Origin of the sequence: Deefgea sp. CFH1-16 (assembly GCF_016881365.1) — a bacterium.
Classification (GTDB): Bacteria; Pseudomonadota; Gammaproteobacteria; order Burkholderiales; family Chitinibacteraceae; genus Deefgea.
In genome coordinates, this window is the sequence record NZ_WLYT01000001.1 from 851,432 (window position 1) to 870,923 (window position 19,492).

Consider the following 19,492-nt stretch of genomic DNA (forward strand, 5'->3'; position numbering starts at 1 on the left):
GCTAACGCGGTTTTTTATGCGGGTTTTAAACGGCATCAACTAATTCTTCTTTTCTATTTTTTCGCCATCTATCAAGCGCATCTTGAATATTGTTCAAGGTAGTTTGGGTCTTTGCCTTACCTTTATTTTTATCAGCATCCCAATAAAAGCAACGATTAGCGATATCAACACTCAGTAGTCGTCCCATTTCACGCTCAACCCATTGTGGGTGCAGGTATGTATGTTCATGCCATTCGTTTAACAAATTCAATATCTCAAATATGCTTGCTGTGCGGCCATAAGTTTCAATTACCCAAGCCGCCGCGATGACGATTCGCACATTGGCATTTTTGCACCGATTAAAACAAGGTGGTTCTGCTAGCTCGCTTTTATCAACGATTGTTGCTGAAACCGAACCAGCATCAAACTGGTGTTTAGTCTCCGCTTGAGATTTAGCACTCGTATTTGCCAACTCTCGTACAAGCGTGTAAATCGGCAACTGAAAAGCATCGGCCCAAGTAATCCAATCAGACAAAGCTCCAATCTTAGGTACGGGCTGACCATCATCTAGTTGCCGCTGAATTGCTTGCATAAATTGATAGGCTAACTTGGCCGCAGCAGTCGTTGCGTTATGTTTACGCCAGCCGCCTTGCGCCTCTAATCCACTTAAATCTGACAATCCATACTGTGAATTGATATTTAATTTTAAGTGGTCCGGTGGTGGCAAGCCTACCAATAAAAATGCCGCTTCAGCAGCGGCAATCATTGAAGAATTCTGATATTTATCCCAATCAACGGGTGATAACGCAGCAAAAAATGTATCTCCAAGGAGAACACCAGTATCGTCAAATGGATAAAATGCTTTAGTCGTCATAATCAGAGGTGTCCAAAGTTTTTTTTAATTGTAACTGAGCCACCTCCTCCATCACATTCCACACAATACCAAGATATTATTTGTCACATTTAAGCAACTTTTAGGTTTAATTCGATGACGTTACCAACATATAACTCTGTCAAATAGGCCTCCCAGTTAGACAACACAGTGCGTTTTTCCTCTAAATAATCGTACTTATCATAATGCCGTGCTTGAATACCACCCAAGCCATGCGACTGTAGTTGTGCCCGCAAATCGCGTGAAACACCGCGAGCGGCCAAATGTGTTTCAACAGTACGCCGTATATCCCCACCACGAAATGGCTCAGTAGATGACCCCTCGGCTAACATCGCTTTGTTAATTTGAGAAATTCGACTAGAAACAGTCTTTACAAAGTCCGTAGCAGAAATTGCATCCAAACAAAATAACTGACCATTTCGTGAATTAACGATTTCCAAGGCCTCTCCCTGAAGAGGCAAAACGTGGCGTCGAGCCTGCTGACGGCGACCCTTGCTGTCACGAATAACAATAACTGGATTACCCTCAGTATCTTTTTCCAGCCCTGCTGTAGCCAACTGCGTAAACCGTTGGCCACCTAACAATATGGCCAAGCGTAAAACATCACGAACATCTACATTTTTGATGTTGAGAATGTGCTTTTGAAGTTCAATCAACTCGGAACGACTTAAGCTGCGCTCGCCTGCTTTATTATGCTCAGATAGGGCCTTAATGCGGTCTACGGGATTATGCGTCAGCTTGAAACCAAGCATGGCTGATGGGGCATTGGGGTCGTCAGGGGCGGTTAATGCCATTTCAAACGCGCTTCGTAAATAACTGCGTACTTTAGCCGCTGTACGACCTTTACCATCCTCGAGTAATTTACGAATAATCGGAATCAAATCATCACGTGTGATAGCGGCGGCGTTTTTTGATCGAAGTTTTTCGGGAATGTGGCAGTTGAGCGCATTTTCAACCTCACGGAATGATACTTTCCCACGCTTGGCTAGCGTGGTCACATAGGCTTTCAATAGCAAGCCCAAAGAGTAACTTTTCAGCTCTTCCTCCGCTTGTTTTTTCTGAGCGCGTGCTGTTCGAGGGTCAACCCCAACATCAATTAATGCTCTTTGCTCTGATGCCCAATCTCGAGCAGTTTTTTCGCTATGGTCAGTCAGGCTACCCAAAACCATCTTGGCGCGAGAACCGTCACTGGCCGTGTAAATAAAGATCCAGTCTTTAGTGCCAGATGGGCGAACCCGTAAGAAAAGACACTCACCATCAGACAGTAAAAAGTCTTTATCAACTGGCTTGATTTTGCCTTTATAAGTCATGCCAGGTTTAGCATTTTGTATCGTCTTCGCCACTTAGTAATTTGGCTGCCATATACCCACCCACCCTATCTAATTTGGGGAACACTCTGGGGAACATTTTACTCTAGAAGCACATGGAACACCATAGCCACAAAACAACATAAGTCATTGTTTTATATACACTAAAATGATTCCAAGCAAGTCCAAGAAAAGCTAAAATGACGGACTTAAAATCCCTCGCCGAAAGGTGTGCGGGTTCAAGTCCCGCTCCGAGCACCACTAATAAAATCAAGGGTTTAGCTAAAAAGCTAGACCCTTTTTTTGCCTAAGTAGTTAGTCCCCCCCCTCATGGGACATTCTTGGGACATTGGCTTAGAAACCAGCAGCACAATGTCACCGTCTATTGACTCACGGATAAACTTACAAAAACTGCTTTTATTTCGATTAATAAATACAATACAGCAAACAATTAATTACTAATAATGTAAAAATATTTGTTTTTTTCTTAGAGCTACCGCCGCAATGCACTAGATTGATACAAATCCCGTCTGGGTCGGGATATTGATTGAGGTGCACTATGTTTTTTAAGCAAAATCGGTTAATTAGCCAACTAGACAGCGCGGCCGAAGCGGCTTTACGTGGCGATATGCCACGCTGGACGATGGATGGCGACGAGAAATGGCGTGCCATTGGCGATAAATTACATCGCATCTGGCATAAAAACAGCGAAGCGCTTTCTGCTGCCCTGCATGAAAAACGCGCTTTACATGATGAAGTAAGCGCATTGCAGGAAGAATTAGCCAAGGAAAAAACGCAGTACAGTGCTTTAGAAAAACGTTTTGATCTGGTGAATCAGGCATCCAGCGAAGGTCTGTGGGATATGAGCGTAGTAGCGGGCGATCCGCTTAATCCTGCCAATGTATTTTGGTGGTCACCGACCTTCAGGCGTTTACTCGGGTTTACCGATGAGCGAGATTTTCCGAATGTACTGGGCAGCTGGGCCAACCTTTTGCACCCAGAAGATAAGGACACCACACTCATGGCCTTTGCTATCACTTAAATGACAAAAGCGGGCGCACCCCCTACGACATTGAATACCGGCTGCAATGCAAAGATAAGCAATATCGCTGGTTCCGGGCCAGAGGCGCGACACAGCGTAATAGCGAAGGCGTACCGCTCAGAGTGGCCGGCTCATTGGAGGGGATTTCCCTGCGCAAAAAAAAAACGAGGCTGAGCTGAGTAAAACATTGACCCGATTCGAGCTAAGCAGTGCAATGCTATCTGAAGGCTTATGGGATATGGAAGTTGATGTGGATAACCCTGTTAACCCGCAAAATGCGTTCTGGTGGTCGGAACAATTTAGGGCTTTATTGGGTTTTCATTCGGTTAACGAGTTTCCGGATGTGCTGGAAAGTTGGGCCAGCCGCTTACACCCAGATGAAAAACAAGGCGTACTGGATGCGTTTGCCGCGCATTTAAACGACAAAACCGGCAACACCCCCTACAACATCGAATACCGCCTGAAGTGTAAAAACAACGAATATCACTGGTTTCGCGCCAGAGGCAAAACCCGCCGTGACAGCAATGGCGCCCCACTGCGCGTAGTGGGGGCTTTGGCCGCTATTGATGCCGAAAAGCAATCCGAAGCGCTGAGTGGCGAAAGCGTGCAAAGGCAGAGCCTAGAAAAAAGCCTTGCCGAAATCGCCACCATCGTCGGCACCATTAAATCGATTGCCGATCAAACCAATTTGCTGGCACTGAACGCGGCCATCGAAGCCGCTCGCGCTGGCGAGGCTGGCCGCGGCTTTGCCGTGGTGGCCGATGAAGTCAGAAAACTAGCAGAAAGAACCAGCGCCGCAACGCTAGATGTAGAAAGCCTTGTCAGACAGAGCAAATAAACCGGTAGCGTTGAGATCGCATCGATAGCTGGCGAGGGTCGATGCACGAAACGCTCCGAACCAGCGATAAAGGGTTTAGCTGAAAAGCTAAATCCTTTTTTTTTCTGTCAGTTAGACCTAATTACATCGCTTTTGGTCGCTGATTCATATACGTCATTGATTTTGGCCTCTGTATGATGCCTATATCTTATCAAGTCAGCAGATGCTTCTGGCCTATGTTGAACCAAGACATCAAGATAATCCGATAGGCGATTTATCATCTGCTGATTCGAAAAAATTGAATCATTTCTTGCAGCTGTGACGCTTGCTCATTCATTTCTTCCGAAGTGGCAGACAACTGCTCTGACGCATTGGCATTGATTTGAGTTGCTTGTACTAATTGACTAATTGCTGAGTTGATTTGGTCCAATCCGCAAGTTTGTTCACGAGAAACCGCACTAATTTCTTGCACCAAACTCGCAGTTCTACAAATAGAGGGCACCATCTGCTCAAGTAAGTCACCAGCTCGCTCAGCAAGTAACACACTATCGCGTGCGACTTGAGATATCTCTTGGGCTGCCAATTTACTATTGCCAGCCAGTTTGCGCACTTCAGCCGCCACCACAGCAAAACTATGACCATGAATGCCTGCTCGAGCAGCCTCAATTGCGGCATTGAGCGCCAATAAATCAGTGCGATATGCGATCTCATCAATAACGCTGATTTTTTTCTCAATTTGTCGCATCGCGTCAACGGTTTGCTTAAAGACCTCACCCCCTTCAAATTGCACTGACTGATGATTGACTCGCAATTTCATCAGTTGCAAGCGCATTTTCAGAAGCCAAGGCAATGGAAGACGAAATTTCTTCGACAACGGCACTGGTTTGCTCGACACTCACCGCCTGCTCTGATGCACTTTGACTCAAAGACTGTGATGCAGCCAAAATTTCGGTCGATGCCGACATCAGTAACGAAGCGGCTTGGCTCACATTTGCAATCACATCCGCTAAACGCGCTACCATCATTTTGGTATGGTAAAGCAAGCTCACATTGTCATTTTTTTCTAAATCAATCTGAACAGTAAGGTCGCCCCGAGCAAGGGTTTGGATAATATGAGAAGCGCGCTGTGGCTCACAGCCCAGACAGCGAAAAATGATTCGATACGCCAGAATTAATAAGCCAACAATGAAAATAAGTCCTGCTGCCAATAGCGCAAACATGAAGTAGCTAATCTGGGATGCTCGTTGCTCTGCTTGATCAATCGCTGTTTGTGTTCGGTTGTCTAACAAGATAAAAAAACTCATCGACCGGTTTCATAATCATGATTTTATTTTGGTGGTATTTTTTATCGTGCATAATTTCAGCGGCCATTTTCATATTTGGCGCACCTTTAATCGTGAATTGTCCAGTTGCATCACGAAAGAGACCTTTGACTGCATTCATTGCAATCACTTCCGTCTTGACTAATTCATCGGAATTATTCGCGGCCTCCACCAGTTTTTTCATTTCAGCTTCAGTAAAACCCGTTTCACGCATCAGCTCGGTTAAAGCGATTTTTACCTGACTATCAGGACGTGGCGGTTGATTACCGTTGGCAACAAAGTCCCAGTAGATACGCTGATACGCTTCAGGTCGAAAGCGTACACCATTGCGAATATCTAAAATGGCCATGTATTGCGCTTCATAGCGTGCATCGCCAGTGAGCACATAAGTTCTCGCCAAGCGGGTTAAATCATCAGAGCTTTGACGTAATTCGTCGGCCAGTAAATACGACTCGTAACGAGATTTTTGTGCCTTAATAATCTCTGAATTGGCAACATTGGAGAGATGATTGGTCAATATGATCATGCCCAATAGCACCACAATGGCAATCGCTAAGATACAAAAAATCTTTTTAATACTCATTGACCATGACAGCAAAAACGACATTTCAACCACCAACCTTAATCATTAATTTCTAAGTTAGAAATAAATCTACCTGTAATGATTTATAGCTGCCTCGCAGTGAATAAGCACGGGGAAAGTAAAGTTTGGAAAACAAAGCAAACTACTGTGCAAAATTAGCGCCAAGGTCAAAGACCAAAACTGAAAATGGTCTTCAAGTCACAGCAGATCATCATCCTTTAAACAACAAAACCTGATCCCAAACCACCGAAGTTTAAGATACGCTGACTTAAAATTGGCGTTCTCCAAGCAAGGCTGACGATATGCTCGATGCACTTATTAAATAGGCAATATCGCTTGACGCCCCTGCGCTGCGAAACAGAAAATCCGACCAAAATCAATACACTCGACAGATAACAAGGTAGAATTCGGGCTTGAGCTGGGCTGGCCAAATGTCGAACGATTAAACCGCGCTAGCGCAGCAAGAAAGTAAACGCTCACAAACCCTAGACCGCGCTGGCGACTGGGGTTTTTTGTTTTGTGATGGATTTAGTTGCCGATGCCCTTGGGTATTTGCAGCTAGATTTTGATATACCTTATTTAGCAGCAGATACCCACTCTAGGCCTGATATGAGCAAGATCGATACCGCCCGCGTTTTATCTATCATCCCACCGATGACGCAATTGAATACGCCCTATCCATCCACGGCGTATTTAACGGGCTTTTTGCGCTCGCAAGGTGTTCAAGCGCAGCAAAGCGATCTGGCACTGGCCTTGATGCTCAAGCTGTTTTCTAAAGACGGTTTGCTCGACATTCGCCAGAAGATCGACAAAATTCCGCCCAAAAAACGCACGCCGCAGGTAGCGCTATTTGACGCGACGTTTGATCGCTACCTCAGCACCATTACCCCGACCATGGCGTTTTTGCAGGGCCGCGACTCCACCATCGGCCACCGCATTTGCAGCCGTAATTTTTTGCCTGAAGGTGCGCGTTTTGCCCAGCTCGACGCCTACGTCGACGATGAGGGGGGCGACCCGCTGGCGTGGGCCTTTGGTGCGCTGGGTATGCAAGATCGCGCGCGGCATTTAGGTACCTTGTATTTAAACGATATTGCCGATGTAATCCGCGAAGCGGTGGATTCGCGCTTTGAATTTGTTCGCTACGCCGAGTCATTAGCGATGTCGCAAGCCACGTTTGATCCTCTGGCACGCGCATTGGCTGCGCCCACCACGCTGGTTGATGATTATTTGGCGGAACTGACACTGCAATCCGCCCTGCAGCACCAGCCCAATATCGTCTTGCTGTCTGTGCCCTTCCCAGGCGCGGTATATGCCGCTTTCCGAATCGCTCAAACGATTCGACGGCAATACCCTGATATGGTCATCGCACTCGGTGGCGGTTTTGCCAATACCGAATTGCGCGAACTGAAAGAGCCACGCGTTTTTGATTACTTTGATTTCGTCATGCTCGACGCCGGCGAGCGCCCGTTGCTGGCGCTGCTGGAGCACTTAAAAGGCAAACGCTCGCAACAGCGTTTGGTGCGCACCTTTACCCGCGTTGATGGCGCGGTGAAATACATCAACTTTGTCGAGCCTGAAGTGCCGTTTGGCGAAGTCGGTACGCCAACGTGGGATGGCTTGCCGCTGGATCGCTACCTATCGCTACTCGACATGCTCAACCCAATGCACCGGCTGTGGTCAGATGGCCGCTGGAATAAACTCACCGTGGCGCACGGCTGCTATTGGAAAAAATGCAGTTTTTGCGATATTACCCTCGATTATATTTCGCGCTATGAAACCACCACCGCCGAAGTATTGGTCGATCGCATTGAAGCCATCATCGCCGAAACCGGACAAACCGGTTTTCACTTTGTCGATGAAGCTGCGCCACCGAAGGCGCTTAAAGCGTTGGCCGAAGAACTGATTCGCCGCAATATCTCGATTTCTTGGTGGGGCAATATTCGCTTTGAAAAAACCTTTAGCCCGGATCTATGCCGATTGCTCGCCGAAAGTGGCTGTATTGCGATTTCTGGCGGGCTTGAAGTTGCATCGGATCGTTTACTGACCTTGATGAAAAAAGGCGTGTCGGTCGAGCAAGTGGCCAAAGTGACGCAAAGTTTTACCGAGGCCGGCGTGCTGGTGCATGCGTATTTGATGTATGGCTTCCCAACGCAAACGGTGCAAGACACCGTGGATGCGCTCGAATACGTGCGGCAACTATTTGATAATGGCTGTATTCAATCGGGCTTTTTCCATCGTTTTGCTTGCACGGTACACTCCCCGGTTGGCAAAAATCCAGAAGAATTTGGCGTCACGCTGGAAAAGCTCCCCGAAATCAGTTTTGCCACCAATGATATTGGCTTTATTGATCCTACTGGGGTTGATCACGATGCACTCGGTCGAGCGCTCAATAAAGCGCTGTATAACTATATGCACGGCATTGGTTTAGATGACGATGTGCGAGTTTGGTTTGATAGCAAAGTGCCGCGCACCACCATTGCCAAACATCGCCTCGCCAAAGCATTGCAACAATATTAAGTCGACGCGGCCATCGTTGCGTATTCGTAATCAAACGATGGTCGGTGTTGAACCGGTAGCTGCAACCGGTTAAATAATGCGTTGAATCGACAACAAAGGAATGCGCTGTCTTTGCTCGATACAGTCGCTGTCACCCGCTTCATATTCACGACAAATCCAAGGGCGCTGCGCATAAATCGTACACAACATATTGCTGCGATTCAGCGCCGCGCACCAACCATCGGCCAAGCGATGCATAATCTCGCCACCCCATGCGTCCACTTCAATGAACTCGGCGGGCACATCATCATCACCCGCAATCAGCATCACTTCTAATTGGCAACAACAGGCTTTACAACTACTACACGATACAGCATCAGACATAGACCTCCATGGGTATATTATTACAACCTATATTAAATAAAACTTACTGCTATATACCCTAAAAGACTAGGGTTGTTCCGATTACGTTTTGATAGTTTTTTAAGTGCCTGCGGCACGGCTATTTACAGTCGCAGTCCGCGACGGGGACCCCATTTTCTTTGACTCGCCAAAGAAAATGGGGGAAAAGAAAGGCGACCCGAGCGCGCCCAGCTCCGCTGTGCCCTCGATCGATCGTGAGCCAAACGATAAAACCGTTTGTCTCTCTCCGCACTCGGTGCGCTTAGACGGGATTTTAAGCCCCAGCTCGACGAGCGCGGCACAGCATCAACACCAAACCTGAACATTGCCAAAGATTGGGCTTTGTTCCAATTACGTTTATAGGTTTGAAGTGGCTACGGCACGGTATATACATCAAGTCTACGCATCACCAACGAACGAACAATCCGCTGTTTAGCGAATATACGGCAAAACAATCTCATCGCGCTGCGGCGAGCGCCTGCGGTCACGCTGCGGCAAAGCTCTAAAAAAGCCGTAATCCCTGCCGTGCGATATTTTTGCTTATGGAGCACAAAATGAAACTGCCGCGCTAAATCCAAACCCACTACTGGCAGCTCTACCAAGCTGCCACGGCGAAATGCTTCTTTCAGCGCCAGCCGTGAAATACAACCAATTCCCAAACCCGACTCCACCGCGCGTTTAATCGCCTCGGTATGCTCCAGCTCTAAGCGAATATCGAGCTTGGACTGGACATGCCGCATGGCGTAATCAAAGGTTTGCCGGGTGCCAGAACCTGACTCCCGAACAATCCAAGACGCCGCCAGCAAATCAGCAAAATCAATCTCACCGCCTTGCTGCAATTTATGCGCCAAGGGATGTTCTGGCGCAGCAAATACCGCTAATTCATCGGCAATCCAGGGAATAACATCCAAATCGGCATGCTGACAATCGCCTTCAATCAAACCTAAGTCCAGCTCATAATGCGCCACTTGCCGCACAATATGTGCGGTATTGTGCACACCCAATGAAACACGGCAGCCCGGATGCTGCCGCATAAAATCACCAATGAGTAAGGTGGCCAGATAATTACCAATGGTCAGCGTTGCACCGACACGCATCGGGCCAAACCCCGAACGTCCTGCCAATAAGGCGTCAATTTCTGCCGCATGATCGAGTAACTGGATGGCTTGTGGTAATAAAGCTGCGCCCAATTCATTAAGCTGCAAGCGTTTGCCAATCCGATCAAATAAGCGCCGATCATACACCCGCTCTAATTCAGATAGCGCGGTGCTGGTCGCCGATTGCGATAAACCCACGCATTCTGCGGCCCGCGACACGCTTTCGCCACGACCTACGGCCACAAACACCTCTAACTGGCGTAGGGTGAATTTCATTTCGATACCTTCAATTGATTTTTAAAATTCAATCTGCACTATAAATATCTGATTCGCTGACAGCAAGCGTTTATAATTTAAAGCTTCTGATCGTTAAATCGTTTCACTGGGTCGTTGATAAAACCCAGCAGCTTGATGCCCTTGTTGGCCCGCGACGATCACCGACTTTATTGATTGATAACGTATGCAAATGATTCTCGACGCTCAGCCCCATCTTGAGCAAAGCATCGCCGCTGCTCGCGCCTGTTTTATTGCCGATTGCACTCAAAGTGTAGCCATTTTACTGCCGGTCATTGCTCAGGCCCAAAACGCCCCGCAAACAGAAATCAATGCCCAATTACTTTTAGCTCAATGCTACTGGGCATTAGACGATCGCGTAGCAGGCCATGCGGCCTTAGATCGGGCTGAGACGCTGATAAAAAGCCAAAAATCACCCCGTCAGCATGCCGAATATGAGCATGCCCGCGCACAATTATTGCTGTCGAGTAATCAATACCTTGCCGCACTTAAATTGTGGATGAGCTGCTTAAAAAAAGCGTTGCCATTACACGCCTACGATTTATATGTCCACGCCTGTATTGGTATCGGCAATATCTACTGCGCCTATCAACAATATGGCGATGCCTTGCACTGGCATGAAATGGCCTTAGAATTTGCACCGCATAGCCAGCAATATGAATTGCTTGCCAATAGTTATTTACACGTCGCAGCCGATTTAAATCTGTTAGGCGAATACGAAATTGCGCTGTCTTTATCCACGCAAGGCGAGGCGGTTTTTTTATCTAGCCAGCATAAAGCGTGGCTGGCTGAATGGTATAGCTATCGAGGTGAAGCTCATCTTGAGCTAGCGGAATATACCCAAGCAAAAACCTGGCTCCATACCGCGTGGGATTTAAATCAAAAGCTCAATTATCGCTGGTGCCAAGCCAATAATTTGCTGGCCTTAGGCCGCGTCTATATGGCAACCCAAGAGCCGCAATCGGCCAAGCAATATCTACTGATGGCCCTTAATCTGATTCAATCGTTTGAATCTAATCCCTTGCGGCTCAAGGCTTATCACTTGTTAGCGCAGTTGGGTGAAGAAATAGCCGACTTTAAAATGGCGTGGGAATACCGCCGCCAATACCAACATTTGGCACTGCAAGACGCACAACAAATTGCTAAAGATAAAATCACCTCGGCACTCGAGCGCAGAATGAAAGAGCTCGATATTCAATTGCTGTTTTTACAAACGCGGCAAGAAAACATCATCTTGCGGCAAAAAAGCTCCGCCGATTCTGAATTACTCAGCTCACTGCGCAGCGCCACTTTGCAAGACCCATTAACTGGCCTGAGTAATCGCCGCCATCTCGAACAAGAAATGCCCAGAATGTATCAGCGCTGTATCGAAGAGCAGCGTCCATTCTCGGTGTTGATGGTCGATTTAGATCATTTCAAACACATTAACGATCGCTTCGGCCATCCGATTGGCGATATCGTGATTCAAAATACCGCGCAGATTTTGCTGCAATCTTGCCGTAGTGGCGATCTAATCGTCCGTTACGGCGGAGAGGAATTTGTGCTCTTACTGCCTGGCGCCGCCGGCAACACCGCCTCAGAGATTGCCGAGCGAATTCGGCAAAGAGTTGAAACGCATTCTTGGCAAGACAGTCATATCGATTTACGCGTCAGCGCCAGCATTGGGGCTGCCGAATATCACGACGAGCCCGATGCCCAAACCTTGATCAAACATGCCGATCAAGCGCTGTATCAAGCCAAACACCTAGGCCGTAACCGTGTGGAGTTATATCGATGATCTGTGAAACCGCAACCACCGACTTGGCACTACTACGCCATACCCTCCACCGCGATCACGATACCGCCGAGATTGACCACACCATTCGACACGCCAAAAAAACGCATCAATTGTCGCTACTGGCTCAAGCGCTACTGTGTCGTGGAGAATATTTAATCGATATCGGCGAGCAGCCCAGCGCCGCCAGCAAAGACTTTCGCGAGGCCGGCATACTTGCCCGCCAACTCAATGACTGGTCTTTACTCGCCCAAACTTTACATTGGCAAGCACAATGCCAATTGCATTTGGGCGAATACATGCGGGCGCTGGATATTTGGTTGCAAGCCCTGCAAACAGCCATCGACGCGGAAGATCATCCCGCTTTTGTGCGCAGCTACTCGGGAATTGCCCAAGTCTGTTTAGTGTTTGGTCAGGTAGGGCTCGCGCTTGAGTACCAACAACGCGCCTTTGATTTAGCCGCCAACATCGACGATGCCACGCTATTTACTGACTGCCTACTGGCTTTAATCGCCAATTGCTACCAGCTCAAGTATTACACTGAAGTCGAGCGGCTATTGGCACAATTAAGCGAGCATCTGGCAAGAAATCCGCGCATCGAAGCCCAGGCTGAATTTCATATTTATACCGGCTTAGTGTTATTTGATCACCACCAGCTCAGCGCGGCATTTGATCAATTGCAAACGGCAAAAACATTAGCGCAAAACTATGGTGGTTTATGGTGCCGATCTTTAGTGGCCTTAATTTTAGGGCGCATTTATTTACACCAAAATCAACACGCTGCCGCACGGCAATCACTTGAGTTTTGCCTTGAATTGGGCGAACAAATTCGTGGCTTTAATATGAGCCAACAAGCACATGAATTACTTGAAACGCTGTGCATCGAACAAGGTGATTACCAAAGCGCCTTAAGCCATCTCAAAGTGGGCCACGCCAAACAGCTACAGCAACTGCAATCTAAAGCCGAAAGAAAATTGCAGCGCATTTCACAAAAACAGCTCAACCCACTTGAGCTTGAACTGCGCTTAGCCTTAAGCCGAATTCGCTACCAAGCCAAATCAGTAGCCAATTAATTCAGTCATTACATGGACTAATAGCAGCAATCTAACTCAAACAATATAACAGCCACTTCGTATTGATAAGCTATCATTAAAGCATTCTTAATTACTCATTATTTTGGAGTAAGCTTATGCAATTAAAAAAACAGCTTGGCTCGGCTTGGCACTACTGCCATTGAGCGTTTCACTATGGGCTAGTGATAACCAGCCACTCGAAGCAGCAGTTAATCCATTGGTGGTAGCTAAAGCGGTTGAAATTGGCAATCACCTACGCAGCTTACCCAAGGCCGAAGTTAAAGCCGTCATCACACAAGATATTCTGTCGCCATCAGGCCAAATGATTCAAACCATGGGCAAGAGCACGATGCTCATTGATGGCCACAATAAACTGTATGTAAAAATAAAGAGCGACAATTTAAATCGCGAATATTTTTATAACGGCCAGCAATTAACACAATACTCCCCCACCTTGCATTACTACACCACGGTTGATGTTGCCAGTAATACCAGCGATATGCTCAATCAAGTCAAAAACGTCTATGCGCTGAATATTCCACTTAAATCGTTATTTGATATTGGCAAAGACCAAGCCGTACTCAATCAACTCACCTTGGCTGAATACGTTGGTGTCAGCAAAATTAATGGTCAATTATGTGATCATTTCGTGTTTGCTCAGGCTGAGTCCGTGTGGCAATTATGGACTAGCCGCAGCAAGCCATCGCTACCTTGCAAAGTGCTGATTACCGATAGCAGCAAGCCCAATCGCCTGGCACTCTCCGAAACTTATATTTGGAATCTGAAGCCTAAGCTCAATAAGCGCGAATTTACCTTTAAAGCTAAAGCAGGTGATATTGCGATTCCATTTAAAAAAGCGGCAGAATAAGGGGCACATGATGTTTAAATTCGCAACAAAAGCCAGCATCCTGATACTGAGCGCCGTGGCTTTAATCAGCCTCGGTATGCCAATTCAAGCACAAGCTAAAGGCGATCACCAAAAAGGCGCTCGACCTGCCGCGAGCAAAAAAATAATAAAGCGACTAACAATCACAGCAATAACAATAAAAACGATCATCGAAATAACAATATTAAAAACACCAATGTCAGCAACAATAACGTTAATGTGAATGTCGATCATAACGGCGGCTATCGCCATGGCGCTTATTATGACAATGACTATCATCCGGTTGCGACCGCAGTGGCCGTCACTGCCGCTGTCGCAGTAACCTCAGCGGTCATTGGTAGTATTGTGAATGCCAACCAAATACCGACTAATTGCGTTCAAGTCATACGCGGGAATACGGCATATATGCAATGCGGATCAACTTGGTATCAACCGCAATATCAAGGCAGTAATGTGACTTATATTGTGGTGAACCAACCGTATTAATTTATTTATGCTGTGCTGATTCATGATTAAAAATAGATGATTTAGCTTTTTTAGATAAAAAAATAGGCCATTTATCTGGCCTATTTTTAATTGGAATTGACTGTTTTTCATTTCAAAATTTAAATAAAAAAACACCTCAAACTACCCACCCATATTACCAAACTGATGCGTTGGATTTTTTAGCCCGGCACTCAGCTTTCATTTTTTGCTTGGCAGCAGTGCGCTCAGCAGGGGTCATCACGCCATTTTTATCGGTATCAATCAACAAAATCAAAAAAGGCTTCCATTTTTTTGAGATAGTCCGTTTTTGTCACTTCGACTTTTGGCATCACGCGGGGACCATCATCACAATCGGCGTAAGCCATGGTTGAACCCAAAACGGCAGTGGCCAGCAATGTGGCTTGAATCAGATGACGCATTGAAATCTCCTATTTAAACCGCTAAATACGGTTCTTTTTGAGTATAACAAAGCAAATCTAACACTCAAGCCATTATTTTCTTTATTTATTAGTAAAAATAACCATTGTTATTTGTAATAATAAAGCGATTACTGGCTTATTGCTTCACCATGGAATGTGTCAGTAGTTTTTGATTTACAAATTGCGCGGTGATTTGCACTTGTCCGTCTTGCCAGCTGGCAGTTTCACCTTGAATACCCAAGAAACCACCCGATTCACTCTGAGTCGGCTCGCCTAAAATAGCCACCACTTCAGCACGGCTCATGCCGGTTGTGACTTTGTTGTAATTCTCGACGGTGATTTTTTGCTACACGCCATCAGCAGCACCAGCAAAGATAAAATGAAATAACGTTTCATACTGTTTGTCCTTGATTTCAAATAAAAAAAACAAGCAGCCCGTAGGCTGCTTGTCATCGTAGTAATTACCGAGCGGATTAACCGAGGAAAACGCGCGCGTTGCGGAACATCCGCAACCATGCGCCGTCTTCTGACCAGTCTTCCGGATGCCACGAGTTTTGCACCGTGCGGAATACGCGTTCTGGATGCGGCATCATAATGCTAAAGCGGCCATCTGGCGTGGTTACACCGGCAATGCCGTCGGGCGAGCCATTTGGATTCATCGGGTAAGTTTGCGTTGCCTTGCCGTGGCTATCCACGTAACGCATCGCCACCAATGCCTTGGCTTTATCACCTTGCTGGCTGAAATTAGCAAACCCTTCGCCGTGACTCACCACCACTGGCATTTGACTGCCTTCCATACCGGCAAAGAACAGCGATGGTGATTTCATCACCTCGGCCATCACCAAGCGCGCTTCAAATTGCTCACTTTGATTGCGGGTAAATTTCGGCCAGTGCTCAGCGCCTGGAATAATGCCCGACAAATTGGCCATCATTTGGCAACCGTTACACACGCCCAAACCGAAGGTATCAGCGCGATTAAAGAACGCTTCGAATTGTTCACGCGCTGCGCCGTTAAACAGAATCGATTTCGCCCAACCTTCACCGGCACCCAATACGTCGCCGTACGAGAAACCACCGCAAGCAGCAAGACCATTAAAGTCAGCCAGTTGTACACGGCCGGCAATCACGTCGCTCATGTGCACGTCAACCGCTGCGAAACCCGCACGGGTAAACGCCGCGCCCATTTCAACATGACCATTCACGCCTTGCTCACGCAATACCGCAACGCGGGGTTTTGCGCCGCCGTTAATATATGGAGCGGCGATATACGGGGCTGCAACGTCTTCCGCCGGATTGAAACTCAATTTAGCAAACAAGCCTTTGTCGGCTTTATCACCAATGCGCGCGTATTCAGCGTCGGCGCATGCTGGATTGTCGCGCAGACGTTGGATTTGCCAGCTAGTGTGGCTCCAAGCGCGTTGCAAATTGACGCGTGTTTCATCCAACAACAAACGATTGCGTTTTTTGATTTTAAGCTTGTCGTCATGGTTGGTCGAACCAATCACGTGCAACTCACCTGCCAAACCGGCATTCATAAACGCCGCAATCACCGCTGCGGTATCGGAGCGACGCACTTGCATCACTGCGCCAAGTTCTTCGTTAAACAACACGCCCATCACCCGGCCGTTTTCGGCGCGCTCGATGTCATCGGATGAAATTTCATCTTGTTGACGCTGACGCAAACGACGCTCGATACAGAGTTCGTCGATTTCCAGTGTCACGCCACAATGGCTAGCAAACATCATTTCTGACACAGCAGAGATCAAGCCACCGTCAGAACGATCGTGATAAGCCAGCAACTTACCATCGGCGTTCAATTGCTGAACCGTTGCAAAGAACGATTTCAGGTGATCCACACTCACCACATCAGGGGCAAAATTACCTACTTGGCGATACACCTGAGCCAAGGCCGAGCCACCTAAACGGCACTTGCCAGTACCCAAATCAATCAGCAATAAATCAGACTCAACGTCTTTGAGTACCGGCGTCAACGTTTTGCTCACGTCGGTCACGGGTGCAAAACCCGAAATCACCAATGACAGCGGCGCAGTGACGGCTTTTGCTTCGCCATCATTCCATACTGTTTTCATCGACAACGAGTCTTTACCAACTGGAATCGACACGCCGAGTTGACGGCACAATTCCAAACCAACGGCAGCGACGGTATCGTATAAATTGGCGTCTTCCCCCGGATGACCGGCAGGCGCCATCCAGTTAGCTGACAATTTAACGTCGGACAATTTAGCAATTGGCGCAGCGGCAATATTGGTTAACGCTTCACCGACCGCCATGCGGCCAGATGCTGGGCCAGAAATCAAAGCAAGGGGGGTACGTTCACCCATCGCCATGGCTTCGCCGCGTAGCGTGTTATACCCCATAGTAGTGACTGCAACGTCCGCCACCGGCACTTGCCACGGGCCAACCATTTGATCGCGCGCGGTGTAACCACCCACAGTACGGTCACCGATATTAATCAAGAACGATTTGTCGGCCACGGATGGCAAAGCCAAAACGCGGTAGAGCGATTCTTTTAAATCCAGCGCCGCTGAATCAAAAGTTTGCAATTCTGGCGCAACCCGCGTGACATCCCGCGTCATTTTTGGTGGTTTGCCAAGCAACACATCCATCGGCATATCGACGGGTTTATTGTCGAAATACGGATCTTCAACTGTCAGCTGACGCTCATCGGTGGTGCGACCAATCACCGCAAACGGGCAACGCTCACGCTCGCAAATCGCTTCAAAGGTCAGCAAATCATCCGGATGAATGCCGAGTACGTAACGTTCTTGCGACTCATTGCTCCAAATTTCTTTCGGCGCCATGCCACGCTCTTCGATATTTACTTTACGTAAATTGAAGACCGCGCCCATACCCGCATCGTTCACCAATTCTGGGAAGGCATTCGAAATCCCGCCCGCACCAACGTCGTGAATCGATTGAATTGGATTTTTACCACCCATTTGCCAGCAGCGATCAATCACTTCTTGGCAACGGCGTTCCATTTCTGGATTACCGCGCTGCACCGAATCAAAGTCCAAATCAGCCGCGTTTGAGCCGGTTTCCATCGACGAAGCAGCGCTGCCGCCCATACCGATTAGCATGCCCGGGCCGCCGAGTTGAATCAGCAATGAGCCATCAGGTAAATCATTTTTCTTCACGTGCAAGGCGCTGATATTGCCCAAACCACCGGCAATCATAATCGGCTTGTGATAACCACGGCGCTCGCCGTTGAAATCAAGTTCAAAGGTACGGAAATAACCGGCTAGATTTGGGCGACCAAATTCATTATTAAACGCTGCCGCACCAATTGGGCCTTCGATCATAATATCGAGCGCGCTGGCGATGCGATCAGGTTTGCCGTACGGCGTTTCCCACGGCTGAACATGGCCGGGTAACAACAAATTTGAAACAGTAAAGCCACACAGACCGGCTTTCGGTTTTGAGCCACGACCGGTTGCGCCCTCATCCCGAATTTCACCGCCCGAACCAGTGGCTGCGCCTGGGAATGGCGAGATCGCGGTTGGATGATTGTGGGTTTCCACTTTCATCAAAATATGCGTTTCTTCCTGCGTGAAAGCATATTCAGCGCTGCCATTTTCTGACATGGCCGCTGGGAAGAAACGTTCAGTTAACGCGCCTTCAATCACCGATGAATTATCCGAATACGCCACCACAGTGCCTTCCGGCGCGGCTTTATGCGTTTCGCGAATCATGCCAAACAAGCTGTAGTCTTGCGCTTGGCCATCGATAATGAAATTCGCGTTAAAGATTTTATGTCGGCAATGTTCCGAGTTCGCTTGCGCAAACATGGTTAATTCCACATCGCTTGGATTACGGCCTAACTTGGTGAAGTTTTTCCACCAAGTAATCAATTTCGTCGTCAGACAAAGCCAAACCATACTCGCCATTGGCTTTTTCTAGTGCCGCTTTACCGCCGTTTAATACATCAACCGTTTCGAGTGGTTTTGGCTCAAAGTGACGGAATAATTCATGGCCCGCCGCCAAGCCATCAAACACTTGTTCAGTCATTCGGTCGTGAATCAACGGCAGCAGGATATTTTTTTCTGCGCTCGACAAAGCAGAACCATCGGCTTTGCTGGCATAAACCGCGATACCCCGCTCAATTCTTGCCACCTTACCGGCCAAAGCGCAATGCAAGGCAATATCCGTCGCTTTAGAAGACCAAGGTGAAATCGTGCCCAAACGTGGCAAGACCAAAATTGGCGTACCTTGCGCCAAATCGACTTGAGCAGGCTCTCCATAGCTCAAAATTCGCGCCAAGATTGCGGTATCGGCCTCACTCAAATCCTGAGTTTGCTCAATGAAGTGCCAGAATTCGGCGTACAAATTAACCGCAACGCCTTGCGCAGCAAGTGCCGATGATAATTTTTCAATCCGGAACGGTGAAAGCGCGGTACCGCCGCGTAGTTGGAGCACATTGGCCATGTTTGAAATTAACCCAGAAATGTGGCAAAAAGTACGTAATTATACCGAAAAATCACCCTCTTTAGGAGAAAGAAAGCAAGGAATTCCACGCCTATACGCCCAGATTGCATTAACCAACGCGCAATCGAGCTGACGTCACCCATGCATGATCAATCAGGCTACCGAGTTTCTTTGGAA

General features: G+C 47.7%; 19 protein-coding genes and 1 pseudogene. 10 read left to right on the forward strand and 10 right to left on the reverse strand.

All coding sequences use genetic code 11. The features are described 5' to 3' along the window. Positions 1–25: 25 nt before the first annotated feature. Together GKO28_RS04540 and GKO28_RS04545 are read right to left on the reverse strand one after the other, a co-directional pair. Positions 26–853: a hypothetical protein gene (locus GKO28_RS04540; protein ID WP_182075501.1), complete on the reverse strand. Its 828-nt coding sequence runs from the start codon at positions 851–853 to the stop codon at positions 26–28. A gap of 89 nt (positions 854–942) precedes the next feature. Beyond that, positions 943–2,214, reverse strand: coding sequence for a tyrosine-type recombinase/integrase (locus tag GKO28_RS04545; protein WP_374220711.1), 1,272 nt, complete (start codon positions 2,212–2,214; stop codon positions 943–945). A 523-nt stretch (positions 2,215–2,737) separates the two neighbouring features. Here GKO28_RS04545 and GKO28_RS21115 point away from each other — a divergent pair. From GKO28_RS21115 to GKO28_RS22650, 3 genes are read left to right on the forward strand one after another with little or no spacing between them, the layout of a single operon-like run. Continuing rightward, complete coding sequence (locus GKO28_RS21115) at positions 2,738–3,220, forward strand: PAS domain-containing protein (RefSeq protein WP_203563911.1); 483 nt, start codon at positions 2,738–2,740, stop codon at positions 3,218–3,220. A 41-nt stretch (positions 3,221–3,261) separates the two neighbouring features. After that, positions 3,262–3,399, forward strand: coding sequence for a hypothetical protein (locus tag GKO28_RS22645; RefSeq protein WP_210768923.1), 138 nt, complete (start codon positions 3,262–3,264; stop codon positions 3,397–3,399). Between the two features lie 35 nt (positions 3,400–3,434). Further along, the gene (locus tag GKO28_RS22650) at positions 3,435–4,058 is read left to right on the forward strand and encodes a methyl-accepting chemotaxis protein (RefSeq protein ID WP_203563912.1); all 624 of its coding nucleotides are present in this window, start codon (positions 3,435–3,437) and stop codon (positions 4,056–4,058) included. 256 nt (positions 4,059–4,314) lie between these two features. On the opposite strand, the gene GKO28_RS04565 is transcribed toward GKO28_RS22650, so the two are convergent. Genes GKO28_RS04565 through GKO28_RS04575 form a run of 3 tightly spaced genes read right to left on the reverse strand, consistent with a single transcriptional unit; the run spans position 4,315 to position 5,966 of the window. Continuing rightward, a complete protein-coding gene (locus GKO28_RS04565) occupies positions 4,315–4,869 on the reverse strand; it encodes a methyl-accepting chemotaxis protein (RefSeq protein WP_203563913.1) in 555 nt (184 codons plus the stop codon). After that, on the reverse strand, positions 4,817–5,341 hold the full coding sequence (locus GKO28_RS04570; protein ID WP_203563914.1) for a methyl-accepting chemotaxis protein: 525 nt from the start codon (positions 5,339–5,341) through the stop codon (positions 4,817–4,819). The genes GKO28_RS04565 and GKO28_RS04570 overlap by 53 nt, the downstream gene beginning before the upstream one ends. Continuing rightward, positions 5,295–5,966 (reverse strand): hypothetical protein, encoded by a 672-nt coding sequence (locus tag GKO28_RS04575; protein ID WP_182075503.1) that lies wholly within the window; start codon positions 5,964–5,966, stop codon positions 5,295–5,297. The genes GKO28_RS04570 and GKO28_RS04575 overlap by 47 nt, the downstream gene beginning before the upstream one ends. 498 nt (positions 5,967–6,464) lie before the next feature. Here GKO28_RS04575 and GKO28_RS04580 point away from each other — a divergent pair, with 498 nt between their 5' ends. Then, positions 6,465–8,459, forward strand: a complete 1,995-nt coding sequence (locus GKO28_RS04580; RefSeq protein ID WP_247646373.1) for a radical SAM protein — start codon at positions 6,465–6,467, stop codon at positions 8,457–8,459. A gap of 69 nt (positions 8,460–8,528) precedes the next feature. Here the strand turns inward: GKO28_RS04580 and GKO28_RS04585 are convergent, their stop codons facing one another. Next, positions 8,529–8,822 (reverse strand): YkgJ family cysteine cluster protein, encoded by a 294-nt coding sequence (locus tag GKO28_RS04585; RefSeq protein ID WP_182075504.1) that lies wholly within the window; start codon positions 8,820–8,822, stop codon positions 8,529–8,531. Between the two features lie 392 nt (positions 8,823–9,214). Beyond that, complete coding sequence (locus GKO28_RS04590) at positions 9,215–10,213, reverse strand: LysR substrate-binding domain-containing protein (protein ID WP_203563915.1); 999 nt, start codon at positions 10,211–10,213, stop codon at positions 9,215–9,217. Positions 10,214–10,397: 184 nt separating this feature from the next. On the opposite strand from GKO28_RS04590, the gene GKO28_RS04595 reads away from it, so the two are divergent. The 5 genes from GKO28_RS04595 to GKO28_RS04615 all read left to right on the forward strand — a co-directional run bounded on the left by GKO28_RS04595 (position 10,398) and on the right by GKO28_RS04615 (position 14,450). Continuing rightward, the gene (locus GKO28_RS04595) at positions 10,398–12,008 is read left to right on the forward strand and encodes a GGDEF domain-containing protein (RefSeq protein ID WP_182075505.1); all 1,611 of its coding nucleotides are present in this window, start codon (positions 10,398–10,400) and stop codon (positions 12,006–12,008) included. Continuing rightward, positions 12,005–13,078, forward strand: a complete 1,074-nt coding sequence (locus tag GKO28_RS04600; RefSeq protein WP_182075506.1) for a tetratricopeptide repeat protein — start codon at positions 12,005–12,007, stop codon at positions 13,076–13,078. The genes GKO28_RS04595 and GKO28_RS04600 overlap by 4 nt, the downstream gene beginning before the upstream one ends. A gap of 160 nt (positions 13,079–13,238) precedes the next feature. After that, a complete protein-coding gene (locus GKO28_RS04605; RefSeq protein ID WP_182075507.1) occupies positions 13,239–13,946 on the forward strand; it encodes a DUF2092 domain-containing protein in 708 nt (235 codons plus the stop codon). A gap of 7 nt (positions 13,947–13,953) precedes the next feature. Further along, complete coding sequence (locus GKO28_RS04610; RefSeq protein WP_203563916.1) at positions 13,954–14,187, forward strand: hypothetical protein; 234 nt, start codon at positions 13,954–13,956, stop codon at positions 14,185–14,187. Further along, positions 14,184–14,450, forward strand: coding sequence for a hypothetical protein (locus GKO28_RS04615; RefSeq protein WP_203563917.1), 267 nt, complete (start codon positions 14,184–14,186; stop codon positions 14,448–14,450). Before GKO28_RS04610 ends, GKO28_RS04615 begins: the two co-directional genes overlap by 4 nt. Before the next feature lie 257 nt (positions 14,451–14,707). On the opposite strand, the gene GKO28_RS04620 is transcribed toward GKO28_RS04615, so the two are convergent. The 3 genes and pseudogenes from GKO28_RS04620 to purL form a co-directional block, all read right to left on the reverse strand. Further along, on the reverse strand, positions 14,708–14,869 hold the full coding sequence (locus GKO28_RS04620; RefSeq protein ID WP_182075508.1) for a hypothetical protein: 162 nt from the start codon (positions 14,867–14,869) through the stop codon (positions 14,708–14,710). A 136-nt stretch (positions 14,870–15,005) separates the two neighbouring features. Beyond that, on the reverse strand, positions 15,006–15,209 hold the full coding sequence (gene bamE / locus GKO28_RS04625; RefSeq protein WP_374220756.1) for an outer membrane protein assembly factor BamE: 204 nt from the start codon (positions 15,207–15,209) through the stop codon (positions 15,006–15,008). A 133-nt stretch (positions 15,210–15,342) separates the two neighbouring features. Further along, positions 15,343–19,315: pseudogene (purL, locus tag GKO28_RS04630) on the reverse strand (phosphoribosylformylglycinamidine synthase). Between purL and GKO28_RS21120 the strand changes: the two are divergent. Then, positions 19,314–19,448 carry a hypothetical protein gene (locus GKO28_RS21120; RefSeq protein WP_282099229.1) on the forward strand — a complete coding sequence of 45 codons (135 nt, stop codon included), beginning with the start codon at positions 19,314–19,316 and terminating at the stop codon, positions 19,446–19,448. The pseudogene purL and the gene GKO28_RS21120 sit on opposite strands and share 2 nt — an antisense overlap. Positions 19,449–19,492 lie beyond the last annotated feature (44 nt).

Coding starts and splice junctions, on each gene's coding strand:
- GKO28_RS04540 (WP_182075501.1), bottom strand. CDS start 853: ATGACGACTAAAGCATTTTATCCATTTGACGATACTGGTGTTCTCCTT.
- GKO28_RS21115 (WP_203563911.1), top strand. CDS start 2,738: ATGTTTTTTAAGCAAAATCGGTTAATTAGCCAACTAGACAGCGCGGCC.
- GKO28_RS22650 (WP_203563912.1), top strand. CDS start 3,435: ATGCTATCTGAAGGCTTATGGGATATGGAAGTTGATGTGGATAACCCT.
- GKO28_RS04565 (WP_203563913.1), bottom strand. CDS start 4,869: ATGCGCTTGCAACTGATGAAATTGCGAGTCAATCATCAGTCAGTGCAA.
- GKO28_RS04570 (WP_203563914.1), bottom strand. CDS start 5,341: ATGAGTTTTTTTATCTTGTTAGACAACCGAACACAAACAGCGATTGAT.
- GKO28_RS04575 (WP_182075503.1), bottom strand. CDS start 5,966: ATGTCGTTTTTGCTGTCATGGTCAATGAGTATTAAAAAGATTTTTTGT.
- GKO28_RS04580 (WP_247646373.1), top strand. CDS start 6,465: ATGGATTTAGTTGCCGATGCCCTTGGGTATTTGCAGCTAGATTTTGAT.
- GKO28_RS04585 (WP_182075504.1), bottom strand. CDS start 8,822: ATGTCTGATGCTGTATCGTGTAGTAGTTGTAAAGCCTGTTGTTGCCAA.
- GKO28_RS04590 (WP_203563915.1), bottom strand. CDS start 10,213: ATGAAATTCACCCTACGCCAGTTAGAGGTGTTTGTGGCCGTAGGTCGT.
- GKO28_RS04595 (WP_182075505.1), top strand. CDS start 10,398: ATGCAAATGATTCTCGACGCTCAGCCCCATCTTGAGCAAAGCATCGCC.
- GKO28_RS04600 (WP_182075506.1), top strand. CDS start 12,005: ATGATCTGTGAAACCGCAACCACCGACTTGGCACTACTACGCCATACC.
- GKO28_RS04610 (WP_203563916.1), top strand. CDS start 13,954: ATGATGTTTAAATTCGCAACAAAAGCCAGCATCCTGATACTGAGCGCC.
- GKO28_RS04620 (WP_182075508.1), bottom strand. CDS start 14,869: ATGCGTCATCTGATTCAAGCCACATTGCTGGCCACTGCCGTTTTGGGT.
- GKO28_RS21120 (WP_282099229.1), top strand. CDS start 19,314: ATGTTTGAAATTAACCCAGAAATGTGGCAAAAAGTACGTAATTATACC.